Source organism: Agarivorans sp. QJM3NY_30, assembly GCF_050870855.2.
Taxonomy (GTDB): domain Bacteria; phylum Pseudomonadota; class Gammaproteobacteria; order Enterobacterales; family Celerinatantimonadaceae; genus Agarivorans.
Map to the genome: position 1 here is coordinate 1,346,805 of NZ_CP194038.2, position 13,121 is coordinate 1,359,925.

Below are 13,121 nucleotides of genomic sequence, written 5' to 3' on the forward strand. Positions count from 1 at the left end.
CTCAAAATATTCCAGCTACATCCTTAACTGGTTTATGCCCGGTTCTGTGTTAGCAACGGGGTAAAAGCTTTCGCTTAAGGCGACGTTATTAAGCTTCAACGAGCAAAGCTTAGCGAAGCAAAAAGAAAGCTCGCCCTGCATCTTCTTAACCCCTGCGTTGCTCATTCTCAAGGGCGTTGAAGTAAACACTACGCTCAAACAGACTTCAACTTTACTCCCTTGTTCATTTGCGCGACTCGGTGAAGATGATGGGATTTAAAAGCGTAATCTTGGCTATCGAGAGTATGAAAGGTTTTTGTTTTTAGAATGGGTGTCTAGTTTATTAGTTTATTTCGCCATAAATGGGAAAGGCACTGTAGATACCTCGTATTACATAAGCTCAATGTCACCGAATCACAAATTGTTAGGCCACTATATTCGTCAGCATTGGCGAATTGAAAACAGCCAGCATTACGTATTAGATGTTGTTTTTAAAGAGGATAACTCTCGCATTACTTTAGACGGAGCGGTGGAAAACATAGCTCTATTTAGACGTTTTGTGATGAACATGCTCAAACAATGCGATTGTGGAGCGCCAAGTCACAAAGTGAAGTTGAAGAAAGCGGGATGGAGCGACGATTATCGGGCACGAGTCTTCTTTGGGTTATAAATCCATCAAAGTATGCTCCCGCCCTGAGGTAAGTGTCGCGAAAAGGTGTTATTGTTGGTTTTGTTTTTAAAATGGGTGTCTTGTTTATTCACTCGATAAACGCGAGATATGATGGGCTCATATGTCGACCTTTACACTGTGATTATACAGTTTAGTGGGTTCCCATCTTTCTGCAAATGCATGACCATCTTTCACGCATGGTCAATATGGCGATTGACTGGTATGCTGTTGATAAAATTGAATGTTAAAGGCTATGTGAGTTTCTGTGGTGCGTGATAGGTGGTAACTTCGCATGCGTGAAAGATGGAAATTTGCATATTAATATGCTGTTATATTTTTAAAAGGAGTTTCGGTGAAAAAATCTATTATATTAAGCGTACTATTAACAAGTGTCGTTGCATGTACAACATCTCAGAGTGGAAAATCATTTAATACGCATACAGCAGATTTCAGCAAAGCATCAGATGATGAATTATGTATCGTATATGGTTACAGGCTTAATCGGTCAGGAGAGGCAAAATCTGAGCTTATTAAGCGTAAAGTCTTTACAAATACTGAATGGAATAAAATCTCAAAGCATCAAGTTTCTGATGGAATGTCTGAGTGTGCAGTTAAGGCTGCTTATGCGATCAGTTATAAAAAGGTGCTGAACACTAACTTTAATAATGGCGATAAAGGTAAAAGTTTTATTTATAGCTGCACTGGAAATAATGTACCACATTGCCCATATACAAAAATCGATATGATTAACGGTAAAGTAACTTCAATCTCGAGTGTGCAAAAAATATAACAAATAAGAATAGGTGTCGCGTAGCCGCCACCTTATTCGGGTGTTGAACAAGCCCGATGCTCCCTTCTATAGTAAATAACGGTATTGATGTTGGCGGGGCCAAGGCCTTGTTACTTTTTACAAGGCGAGTTTGGCTAAGACTGGGTGAATGGCGTTAAGCCTTTACCTGTCATACATGATGCTAAGCTGTTATTTTTTGTATGTATTCATCCTCATGTTAAGCCCTGCCATTCTCCTTATCCTGTTCGCCTTTCGGCTAGCTCGTTCGACTCACGCCTGTGCAGTGCATGGGGTGCTGGCAGCAAGGGCATGGCCGGGTCGCGCTGTGGTTGTCGGTTTGGAGCGCGGCGAGGTTCACGCGTTGCGGCACTCGCAGGAGTAACTGAATGCGCCGCAATATGTGTTTGGCGTTGCCCCGTAAAAAACCATAATCTCTCACCCGCTGTAATCCCTTGGGCAATACATGCGCCAAGATAAGCCTTAAGAACCTTAAGGTAGGTAAGGTGCGGATTTTGGTGGTGTGGCTTTGGCTATCTAGATACCTAAAACTCACTTGGTCGTTATTGGTACTGATGATGTCGTTATCGGATAAGATCCCGCGATACAAGTAGCGAGATAAGTACTGTAGCGCGGGCAGCCCAAAACCTACGTTGCGACAATCGACCACCCATTTGGTGGGGATATGCGGGGGCAACTTGATGTTTGGGTGTTGATTGAGCGCATCTAGCATTCTCCCTCGCCATACCTTGGCCAGCGCAAAGGCGTTAAACAAGTACTTCTTGTTGCAGTGATGCCACTGCTGCTTCGCACGGTGATAGCGCCCACCGGCCACCAATACATGTAAGTGGGGATGCAGGTTACGCTGGCGGCTATGGGTATGCAGTACGGCGGTAAACCCTAATTCCCCCTGGTTCTGGCGTTTGGCAAAGTCCTTTAACAGGCTTGATACCACCTTGAACATGATTTGGTATAAGGCTTTAGGCTGCACGCGGGCTAAAGCCCTTAGCTCATGAGGCAGGGTGAAGGTCACCATAAAGTAAGTCGTGGGTAGCAGCTTGTGTTGTTGGCGAGTTAACCAGCCAGTGGTGCAATGGTGTTGGCACTGCGGGCAATGCCTATGGCCGCAAGACAGCGTCAATTGGTCTTGATGCGGGCAATGTTCACACTGCCAAAGGCTGTGACCTTGTTGCTCAGTTTTACAACGCAGCATGGCATACATTGCCCGTTTAGCATCCGCCCTTAAAAGCGGTGCAAGCTCGGCCTCATGTTGGTGAAGTAAATCAATAAAGGTGCTCATGGTTACGGCCACATGAGTGTGAGAGAGTCAGTGAGTTTATTCACTGCCTTTACGGCATCTAATTGCTTCACTTGGGTCAACTGGGTATAACGTGCAGTGGTATTTAAACTGGCGTGTCCCAGCAAGTGTTGCAAGGAGCGTAAATCCAAGCCTTGTTCAAGCAGATGGGTGGCATAACAATGGCGCAGCGAATGCGGGCTAATAGGTTTATGAATACCGCAATCGCGCAATACCCGCTTCAAGGCTTTTTGTACGCCGCCTTTATCCATAGGCACATCCACCTGTTTACCTTGGCGTGGAAACAGCAGACGAGCATGGCGATGGCTTTGCCAATGGTGACGTAAAACCTGAAGGGTGCGACGCGGCATGGGCACGAAGCGGTCTTTGCCGCCTTTAGCATCCCGCACATGGATTTGCATGGCCTGACTATCAATATCATGAATACTTAAGTGTAAGCCCTCGCTCAATCGCAGCCCCATGGAATACAACACCAAGAAGAAGACTTGATAGCGCGGTTGCGACGTCATGCTTATCACTAAGCCGACTTGCGCAGGGCTTAAGATATCGGGTAAGCGCTTCACTTGAGGAGGCTTCACAATGTTTAGCCACTGCCATTGTTTCTCGAGGGTGTAGCGATAAAAAAATTGCAAGCCATTGCGGTCTAGCTTCACGGTGCTCCAAGAATGGCTGCGAATCAGTTGAGCAAAATAGGCCTTTAAATCAGCGGTGCTTAAGGTATCGGGGGAGCGGTCAAAGTGGGCAGAAATCCGACGTACCGCACGCGAGTACGCATCAATGGTGGCTGGTCGTTTCCCTTGTAAGGTTAAATTGGTAAGGTGTTGTTTATATAAAACATGATAACGATGTTGTTGGGTAGGGTTCATGCTGCATACTCCGGTTCATCACGACCGATTGGCCGTGTCACATTGAGTATGAGATATCAGGTGCTATGCACTCTGCCGCAGAGCGGCTTCGTTCAACAAGCTAATCAACTGGACGCATTACGGTTGTCATCGTTTTTTCAAAAGAAAAACATGGCAAAAACAAAACCAACCTACACGCCAGTTATTAGGGCGTTATAACTAAAGGAAGTTTATGAGTCTGCTGGAAGATTCGTGGGAACAAAGAGAAGAAAAAGTATACCCAGAATTATTTGGCAGCACGGGTGAAGGTATTTACCCGTTAGATGCCTCTTTATTCAAAAATCAATTTGGTATCGACAGCATTGACCCGAGATGGTTACATTTTGGTGTTTTCAAATGTGCCCCGGCGAGTGACAGAAAAACTTGGGTTTATGTTACTTCTGGCATGTCTAATACATGGGAGTCAGATGACCCGCAAGAATATTCAGGTTTCGGTACTGAGTTTATCCTTGAAACAGATGAGGAAAGTGATTGGGCCATAAATGCGTTACGTAGTTTAGTAGCTTTCAATATTCTTGTGTCGGTTGGTCATTATGGAGATAAACCCCTAGTTGACTATGGCGACCGCATTCCAATGAAAATTGAGCCGAATATTTCAAGCTTAATGGTTGTAAAGCCAAATCAATTTCCCGAATCATTCGACTTAATATCTGGAAAAGTTGACATACTACAAATTACAGGTATTACTGCTCAAGAATTAGATTATGCAAAAAAGAATAGCTCAGAGGAATTAGCAAATAAGCTATTTGAATCTCAGGGTTCGTTCACTTTAAAACCTAATAGGTTAGGTGTAATTTAGTTATAATCGGGTAGCCGGAGGTATCTAGCCTCCAGCCCCCACAACACCCTGCATGCGGCTCCGCACAGGGCGTTTCACTTAGAATGGTGAAGCCAATCCATCCATCTCGAAGCGCAAATAGACCTTGGGATACTAAATAAGCATTCGATAATGCTTGTTGGATCCCCGGTGTTTTCGAGCTTCTCCATGGGCCTTTACTGGTTATACCACAGGCTACCGCGGCTTGAACATGTACTCCTCTACGCATCAGATTTCTTACTTTGGTTCTCGGTTTTCGCCACTGTCGCCAGTAGGCCATTCGCACTCTGTGCCTTATCCAGTGATCTAGATCGACACACAGTTGATAGCAATTCGCGATCCCAAAGTAGTTTATCCATCCTCGCAAGTATTGGCTTACTTTAAATAGCTGATAACCCATCGCTACGCCCCAGTTACGGTTTGTTAGACGCCTAATTTGTTGTTTAAAACGGTGTAGCGTTTTGGTATGAATTTGCAGCCGTCCCGCTTTAAAGGTAAACCCTAAGAACTTACTCTTCGCCGTTTTAACCACCTGACTTTTGGCTGTATTAACCACAAGTTTTAAGCGCCGTTGCAAGAAGCTACTAATGCTCGTTAGCACCCGTTCACCCGCACGCTGACTTCTCAGCAAAATGGTAAAATCATCGGCGTAACGAGCAAACTTATGCCCTCGCTTGGTAATCCTATGGTTATAGACGTAATGATCCCCTGTTGAAAGTGTCGACCTCCTGCGTTTATCGTGGGTTGACCAGTACAGTCAAACTAGAGCCACACTGTTAGATGCAAGTCATAACAGAACAGGAGATCGACATGTCTAAATCTAGAAAAATTATATAGACACCCATGATTGTCGTGAAATATTCGCCACGCTTCTACGCTTAAGTAAAGTCTTAGGCTAATCTCCCCCGAAAACTAACAGCAGTCAATCGTAGAATGTTCTCGTAACATAAACGCAGTGAAATTCTGCATGAAAAAATCAAAATTTAGTGACAGCCAGATTCTGGCCATTCTCAAGCAAGCGGAGGTAGGAACACCAGTTCCTGAACTTTGCCGTGAGCACGGTATGAGTTGCGCGAGGCTCTATAAATGGCGTTCAAAGTACGGTGGAATGGATGCATCGCTCATGGCCCCATGAAAGAGCTGGAAGATGAAAACCGTCATTTTAAAAATAGGTATGCGGAAGAACGTCTTAAAGCAGAAGTCGTTCAGCAAGCGATGGCAAAAAAGTGGTGAAGCCGAGTGAGCGGCGTATGCTCGCTCAGCCATCGGTGGCGCATCCCCTGAGATTATCGCTTCGTTGTGACAAGCCCAGCGGTGAGTTGTTAAACATGCCAGATTATCCCGGTAAACCCTCCAGACCAACATGTGTACGCCAATACATGGCTCAGATGGATAAAAAACTAATTTTTGGACAGTAAAACAACGCTTGGCCTGGCATATTGGCTTTAAGGCTTCAGCATTGTGGCTTTGCTGGTAATATTAGCCAGCAGCTAACTTAAGAGACTTCAACATGGCAAAAAAGTATTACGTGGTATGGCAGGGTCGGGAAACTGGCATTTTTAGCGATTGGGCGACTTGTAAAAAGCAAATCGATAAGTTTGCCGGGGCACGTTATAAGTCGTTTGCTAGTCTGGCCGAGGCCGAGGCAGCCTTTGGTGGTCGCGCCAGCTCTGCTATCAAAGCCGCGGGCGCAGGGCCTGCGGCTAAGCGATATAGCGCTCAAACGGTAAAAACCTATACTGCGGCTGAAATTGATAAACTCGCCGCAGAGGTGAAGATTTTTACCGATGGTGGCTGTGAGCCGAATCCGGGGAAAGCGGGTTCTGGTTTAGCGCTCTATCGAGATAAACAGCTTGCCGAGTTATGGTATGGCTTATATAACCCGATGGGAACTAATAATACCGCAGAGCTGAATGCCTTCAATCAGGCCTTGATTATGGCGGCTCAAGAAGTCGCTTTGGGGCAGCGAGTGGCAATCTTTTGCGATTCCAAATACGCCATCCAATGTGTGACGCAATGGGCGGTAGCTTGGCAGAAAAAAGGCTGGAAGAAGGCCGGAGGGGAAATTAAAAATCTCGCGCTGATCCAGGAGATGTTTGAGCGCTATCAGACACTAAAAGATAAAATTCAGGTGTTACATGTGAATGGTCACGTTGGAGTTGAAGGCAACGAGTTGGCTGACCGCATGTCGATCCATGCCATTGCCGAAAAGCAGACAGGCTTTAAAGCTTATCCTCAAGCCCTGAATATTCAGGCTATCCTGGCGCTGCGCGCAGGCTAAGTTGGTGAAGCCGGAGCTTGTTCGGCTAGTGCACCGTAAATTGTGCTCTAGCCGGACGTTTGCCGATTCAGTATTTTAAGACTCTCAGCTTATAAAGCTTTTTAGTCGTGGGATCCGCGACAATATAACAAAATCTAATAGTAAGATGCTTAGTAAACACAGTCCTGCCATTGGAAACATCAACGATACGGCGAACATCACTAGCGCCGCGCTTTTCCAAAGTGGCATGTTGGTGGGTAAGGGAGGCGCAGCGAGTTTTAATACCCCTTTAGGGCGGCGTAGCCACCACATCACCACACCCGAAATCGCAATCAAAATAAATGCTGCGCAGAGAAGCGTATCGATCAGGACATTTAACCAGCCCATCTCTCCTTGATGCAGAGCAATGCCTACAGCCATTAATTTAGCCATTAGGCTGTAATCAGACCATGCCGCTTCGGCTAATAATTGTCCCGAATATTGATCTAGGTGTGCAGTTCTGTCTTGAGTGGCATCACTTATATCACCGCTCATGGTGTTGGCTGAGACGGTATATACTGCGGTAGCTGAGTTGGGTAAGTTGATCCTAAACCGAGTGAACCCATGTTGTTGGGCAAAGTTGACGATGCTATTGAGATTGGTGTGCTGTTTGGCTGGTTGGCCAGTATCGTCTGAGCTAGGTAGTCGCGTTTGTTCAAGATTCCAAGGAACCTCTTTGGTTTGGCTATGATTCATACTGGCGTGGTTGAGTGTTGAAAGTGGCACCGCATCCCATTTTTGTGCGGGGAAGCTATTCCATGCTTGCACGTATTTAGCCCCCCATATACCGGTCCATGAGAGTCCTGAGATTAAGAATAATAATAAAAATACTGAGGTTACTAAGCCTACGTTAGCGTGTAAATCACGCCACATTATTCTTGTACTGTTGTTGAATCTAATTTTGAACAATCCTGACTTACTGATTTTATCGCGTGGCCACCATAGGTAAATTCCGGTAATCAATAGCACGATGCTAAGGCTGGCGGCCATTTCTATCAGTCGATCTCCAATATCGCCGAGCAATAAGCTGCCGTGAATGCTATTGGCTAAGTTATACCAGCTTTGGTCTCGATTGATCTGCCCGAGAACTTTACCAGTATAGGGATCTACGGTTATGAATAAGGATTCTCCTGCTGCCTTGACAGCAAACCGACTAGCTTGAGTGGCGCTCGCTGGCGTGATGTATTGTTGTATTGTGGCTTGTGGGTAGCTTGCTTGAACTGCTGCAAGCTGTGCGGCCGGGGATACGGTCGTGGGGTATGGTTTTACCTGAATAATATCTGCAAACTGGGCTTGCTCGATGGCGTCGTCGTAGAGCATGACTAAGCCAGTAATCGATAGCATCAGTAGGAAGGGAACCACAAATAGTCCCGCATAAAAGTGCCAACGCCAGGCAATCATATAGTAGCGTTTGGTCTTGGTTGCTGTTTGTTTTTCGGTGTTCGTCCGTTCTGTAGAGGTGCTGCGCAACATTTCATTCATCCTTTATGTTTTAGGCACAAGCATAAGCCCCCGTAGTGATACCTAAGTCGCGCGACTCCGGTATGGCTAAGGGGTATGGCTTCATATTAAATAATGATCAGGCGTTACTAAATGCTGGTGGAGAGCGCGGTGTTTGGATGAGGTAACGATGGAAGCGAACCATAAAAATATAGTTATCATCGTTAGACATTATGAACAGTCGTTGAAAAACTGATGTTGCTAAAAGGACGTTGTGAAATGGAAAATAATGACAGAATAAGCACTGCTTTGAATGAACAGTATCTGCGGGTTGTTCGCTTCCTTCATCAATTTGTACCCATTTAAAACCGCTGAGGGTGCAAACCGACAGCCAAACACCAGCTGCGCGACTATGTGCATTGATGGCAGGCATTAATGAAAGCAGCAACCAGCAAAATAGCCATGCTGAAATCATTAGGTGTTTAAAAAATGTTCTGTTTATGTTAATTCTTCCATGAGTTGTGTCGCACTCTATGTGGTAAATATAGAGCTTTGAATTTACTTTTTAACCGAAGGGGTGATTCTATTTAACATTTGAAAGCTTGCAAGTAATTATTATCATTTGATAGGGTGAGTGCTGGAGGTGATTGAGTCATGAGTCTTTGGATTTGATTTTAATTTTACAAAAGTAAAAAGATCCGATAGTGAATCTGATGAAACTGATTATGGTTTTCGCGCTTTGAGTCACCCAAGCTTGGGATGTTTTGCACCAATTTAGTGCGTGGCTTTTGATGTTTGACTGCAAACGGGATTTTTGAAACAGACTGAGAGCGAAGTATAGTGCAGGGTTGGTTTATTCCTAGAGCCAGTAAAGCAGTCTTAAGGGTGTCTTGTAGCAGTTGGATAAAGTGTGAGCTAAAGGCCAAACCAAAATGCGAGGATGATTGTGGAAGGTGATCATGAGCCACAAGTGTGCCGAAGAAGGATTTCTTTGGAGTTTGCCCCACTTTTCGACACCCATCTTATTGTAATGAGATAGTTTTCTTCTCAAAGGGAAATCAATGTTCGAAGATAGAATGCTTCCAGCAGTTCTCTTATTTGGTTGAGATGGTCGCTATACCCTCGCTCTATCATGACGATGAACAAAGCTTTATTGAGATGCTTAACAGCGCGTTTAAAGATTATTTGATGGTAAAAGTGAAACATTGAGCAACGGATCGAGGATTTATTTACAGAGTTATTAACTGCGAAATAAATTATATTGGCGTGTTTTGTGCTTGCTAAGTGACCTCTTTCAGGTTAATTATAAAATATTGGGTAAACGGATAGTATGGGATCGGGTTTGAGCGGTCGAAAGATAGTCAACATTAATTCTGCGACGCAGGTGACTAAGCAGCGGGTGTTAAATCCGCTGCATTACTTTCCGCATTTTCAACCGATAGTTTTTCTTCCTACGGGGCAAATTGCCGGTTATGAAGCCTTGGCTCGTACTCAAAATAAACTGGGAGAGGTGTTAAGCGCCGGAGGAATATTTTCTAATCAGGAATATACCTTGAACAATCGTCGTCAGGTGGATCGCAATGTGCGTAGACAGGCGTTAGAGCATTTTGCTCAGTCATCACAACAAGGCTTCATTACGCTTAATATTGTGCCTGATTGGGTCGATATGTTGAGCAAAAATATCTGCACTCCCACGATTTCTATGATCGATGAGCTGAATATTGATCCCTCAAAAGTTGTCATTGAAATCACTGAAGCTAGCGGTAATATCGATAATCTACAACGAGTTGTCAAAGATTACCATCGTGCAGGTTTAAGGGTGGCGATTGATGATTTTGGGGTAGGAGCCTCGCAAGTTGATCGAATTATCGCGCTTGAACCCGACATTATTAAATTGGATATGCGTTTGTTTAAGGACGCAGCTAAAGGCGGCTTGCCTGCGGATGTGGTGTTATCTATTTCTGAGTTGGTGCAGCGTGCAGGGTGTGAGTTAATCTGTGAAGGTGTGGAATCAGAGCAAGAGTTTCATTTTGGAGTGGAGTGTGGGGCGCGTTACATGCAAGGGTGGCTATTTTTCAAGGCCAGTGATGATTTTTTATCCGCTCAATTGAGTCATGCCAAGGTTCAGCAATTATTAGCCAGTTATCTGCAGCGTAAAAGTCTACGGACTCAGCAGACAGTGAAGCATAATGTGAATGTTAAATCACAGGTTTTGGCGTTAAAACATCATCTGCAAAATGTGCAATCGATACCTCGAATGAGTCAACAACTCGCTGAAGTGGGGATCCTCCGTTATTTTCTATGTAAGGTGGATGGCACGCAAGTCTCTCCGAATTACGATGTGACTGAACAGGACATCGTTGAAGATGATCGACTGGTTGGTGCAAATTGGAGCTTTCGTCCTTATTTCCATGCCTTAGTGGCTTTAGATTCGATTAAACCTCAGCAACTGATTTTATCTAAGATTTACCGCGATTCCAGCAGCCAAGAAATGTGTAAAACTTTTAGTACATATTTAGCGAAAGACTTGATATTGCTGGTCGATTGTAAGGTGCAAGATGATACTTTGTTTGTAGAGTAATCACCGCCTGTCGGAATTTTTATTTGTAAGGTAAAGTGCTTATTAAATGACCATTGACCCCAAAAGGTCAATGGTCTCTATTGTTAACGTAGCATGTCACTGGAAACAACGATTACACCATCTGCAGAAACGGTAAATCGACGATGGTCTTCAGTTTTGTCATAGCCGATGATTGTGTTATCGGGAATGATGCAGTCTTCGGTAATTATCGCGCGTCTTATCTTACAGTTCTTACCAATACTTGATCCGTTTAAAGCGATCACTTGGTCAAGTTCAGTATGTTCTTCCACTCTCACATCCAATGACAATAACGAACGGTGAACTTTGGCTCCCGATACGATTACCCCAGCAGAAAGTAATGAATCGGTTGCATAACCGCGACGTTGGGCTTCGTTAAAAATAAATTTGGCTCCGGGCCGTTGTTTTTGATCGGTAATGATGGGCCACTCTCGATCATAAAGGTCTAGCTCTGGATCTGGGGCGACTAAGTCCATATTTGCAGCAAAGTACTCATCGATATCTCCCACATCTCGCCAATAAGCGATGCGTCCTGGATGACCTTTTGCGGCAAAAATATAACCATATACTTTCCGGTCTTTTAGGATATTTGGGATCACATTGTGGCCAAAGTCATGTGAGTAACCGGGTTTTATTAGTCCTTCACGTAGCTCATGATCCAGTACATCCATATTAAATATATAGAGCCCCATTGAAACTAAGGCTTGTTCTGGATTACCTGGGTCAGACTTAGGATTTTCGGGCTTTTCTTCAAAATCAACGATTCGCCCCTCTTCATCCAAGCCCATGACGCCGAAAGAAGAGGCCTGAGAAATTGGTTTACGAATGCAAGCGACAGTAACATCGGCATCATTCTCTGCATGAAAGTTTATCATTCGAGAATAATCCATCTTGTAAATATGGTCGCCGCCGAGGATTAGCACTCGGTCGTAACGCTCATGATCAATAATATCTAGGTTTTGATACACGGCATCGGCAGTTCCTCGATACCAGTTTTCTCCAGTGCGCTGTTGTGCGGGAATAATTGACACTCGCTCATTGAGTGCCGGGTTTTGAATTTGCCAGCCCGATTGCAGGTGCATAATCAGGTCGTGGGCCATGTATTGGGTTAATACACCGATATTACGCACGCCAGAGTTTATACAATTCGATAGCGTGAAATCGATAATTCGATATTTTCCTCCGAATGATACCGCTGGTTTTGCGACTCTACTGGTTAATTGCTTTAGCCGAGTGCCTTTGCCTCCAGCCAAGACAAGGGCAACTGTACGCCTGACGAGGCGGTTACTGGAAGTATGAGAATAACGGTTTTCAGACATCTCCAATGTTTCCTTACAACGAGATTAGATAGCCCATGATAACCTTTTCAAAGTAAATGTAACGTCTATACATGACACATTTATTTATTTTGAGGTTTATATTAAATAAAAATAACAGCTTGTTCTGATAAAAAGTCTTTACTAGCGATTATTCTCTTTTTTATATCAGAATTTTAGTGTCTTTTCTATCATTAAGTGGTTTTGTTTTATCGTTTTTAGAATGGGTTATTAAACATTTTGTTATTTGTAATACTAAATTATATATATTAATTATTTGATTGGTAATCTCTTTCTCCAAATTCAAACAGTCATTCAATTTTTATTTGAAAAGTTGAGGCTGTTGGTTTTTTAATTTCTTTAATCCGTGGTTAAATTGATTTCTAAGCTGTTCGTTGTGAAATCCAAGTAAACGAGGTGAAATGGGTAATATATCGTGAAAGCTTACTTCTGGGAGTTGTTGACCTGCGGGCATTCGGGTTTGGTTAAGGTAGGCAAAGATACGTTTATCAATGATGATCACGTCCACTTGGCCGCGGTAGAGGCGTTCTAGTTGAGCATGTTGATTAGCCACTTCGGTGTACAGTTCACTTCTGCTAATCGCTTTAGTGTAGTCTTCGCCAAGAGAGTTTATCGCATTCTTAAAAGCCATCACTTTATACTGGCTGAGTTGAGCCACATGGTTTAGCGGCAATGCCCTCGCTTTAAGGGTGATAGCTGTATTTAGGTAAAATATTACGGGTTCAGAAAGGTAAAAATTTCTACTGGTAGTAGGGGCATTAACGATGGCATCGACCATAAGTTTTTCCATCAATCGTTCAGCTCGTAAATTTGAAGTAAAAACCACTTGTTTTACTTGATGCCCTGCAATTAGGAAAGCTTGCCTAATGATATCTAGTTGTATACCCGACTGAGGTTGTTCAATGATATAAGGCGGGATCGATCTGCTCATCGCAAGTGATATTTGTTTCGCCTGTACGAGGTGATTACC

At 44.0% G+C, this 13,121-nt stretch carries 10 protein-coding genes and 2 pseudogenes; 6 read left to right on the plus strand and 6 right to left on the minus strand.

Annotated elements, in window-relative coordinates:
• Positions 1 to 340: 340 nt before the first annotated feature.
• Both ACRRSX_RS06180 and ACRRSX_RS06185 read left to right on the plus strand, forming a co-directional pair.
• A pseudogene (locus ACRRSX_RS06180) lies at positions 341 to 649 on the plus strand (ISAs1 family transposase); the annotation flags it as partial.
• Positions 650 to 1,001: 352 nt separating this feature from the next.
• Complete coding sequence (locus ACRRSX_RS06185) at positions 1,002 to 1,439, plus strand: hypothetical protein (RefSeq protein WP_432454068.1); 438 nt, start codon at positions 1,002 to 1,004, stop codon at positions 1,437 to 1,439.
• 256 nt (positions 1,440 to 1,695) lie between these two features.
• On the opposite strand, the gene ACRRSX_RS06190 is transcribed toward ACRRSX_RS06185, so the two are convergent.
• Both ACRRSX_RS06190 and ACRRSX_RS06195 read right to left on the minus strand, forming a co-directional pair.
• Positions 1,696 to 2,736 carry an IS91 family transposase gene (locus tag ACRRSX_RS06190; RefSeq protein WP_432452428.1) on the minus strand — a complete coding sequence of 347 codons (1,041 nt, stop codon included), beginning with the start codon at positions 2,734 to 2,736 and terminating at the stop codon, positions 1,696 to 1,698.
• A 2-nt stretch (positions 2,737 to 2,738) separates the two neighbouring features.
• Positions 2,739 to 3,620 carry a site-specific integrase gene (locus ACRRSX_RS06195; protein ID WP_432454067.1) on the minus strand — a complete coding sequence of 294 codons (882 nt, stop codon included), beginning with the start codon at positions 3,618 to 3,620 and terminating at the stop codon, positions 2,739 to 2,741.
• Positions 3,621 to 3,831: 211 nt separating this feature from the next.
• Between ACRRSX_RS06195 and ACRRSX_RS06200 the strand changes: the two genes are divergently transcribed.
• A complete protein-coding gene (locus tag ACRRSX_RS06200; RefSeq protein WP_432454066.1) occupies positions 3,832 to 4,458 on the plus strand; it encodes a suppressor of fused domain protein in 627 nt (208 codons plus the stop codon).
• Here ACRRSX_RS06200 and ACRRSX_RS06205 read toward each other — a convergent pair.
• Positions 4,436 to 5,107, minus strand: coding sequence for a group II intron maturase-specific domain-containing protein (locus ACRRSX_RS06205; protein WP_432454065.1), 672 nt, complete (start codon positions 5,105 to 5,107; stop codon positions 4,436 to 4,438). The genes ACRRSX_RS06200 and ACRRSX_RS06205 overlap by 23 nt on opposite strands.
• A 336-nt stretch (positions 5,108 to 5,443) precedes the next feature.
• On the opposite strand from ACRRSX_RS06205, the pseudogene ACRRSX_RS06210 reads away from it, so the two are divergent.
• Positions 5,444 to 5,774: pseudogene (locus ACRRSX_RS06210) on the plus strand (transposase); the annotation flags it as partial.
• A 212-nt stretch (positions 5,775 to 5,986) separates the two neighbouring features.
• Positions 5,987 to 6,757, plus strand: a complete 771-nt coding sequence (locus ACRRSX_RS06215; protein WP_432454064.1) for a ribonuclease H1 domain-containing protein — start codon at positions 5,987 to 5,989, stop codon at positions 6,755 to 6,757.
• Positions 6,758 to 6,841: 84 nt separating this feature from the next.
• Here the strand turns inward: ACRRSX_RS06215 and ACRRSX_RS06220 are convergent, their stop codons facing one another.
• Positions 6,842 to 8,248 (minus strand): PepSY-associated TM helix domain-containing protein, encoded by a 1,407-nt coding sequence (locus ACRRSX_RS06220; RefSeq protein ID WP_432454063.1) that lies wholly within the window; start codon positions 8,246 to 8,248, stop codon positions 6,842 to 6,844.
• Between the two features lie 1,309 nt (positions 8,249 to 9,557).
• On the opposite strand from ACRRSX_RS06220, the gene ACRRSX_RS06225 reads away from it, so the two are divergent.
• Positions 9,558 to 10,796, plus strand: a complete 1,239-nt coding sequence (locus tag ACRRSX_RS06225) for an EAL domain-containing protein (protein WP_432454062.1) — start codon at positions 9,558 to 9,560, stop codon at positions 10,794 to 10,796.
• 83 nt (positions 10,797 to 10,879) lie between these two features.
• Here the strand turns inward: ACRRSX_RS06225 and glgC are convergent, their stop codons facing one another.
• Positions 10,880 to 12,133 carry a glucose-1-phosphate adenylyltransferase gene (gene glgC, locus ACRRSX_RS06230; RefSeq protein ID WP_432454061.1) on the minus strand — a complete coding sequence of 418 codons (1,254 nt, stop codon included), beginning with the start codon at positions 12,131 to 12,133 and terminating at the stop codon, positions 10,880 to 10,882.
• Positions 12,134 to 12,452: 319 nt separating this feature from the next.
• The gene (locus ACRRSX_RS06235) at positions 12,453 to 13,082 is read right to left on the minus strand and encodes a hypothetical protein (protein WP_432454060.1); all 630 of its coding nucleotides are present in this window, start codon (positions 13,080 to 13,082) and stop codon (positions 12,453 to 12,455) included.
• Positions 13,083 to 13,121 lie beyond the last annotated feature (39 nt).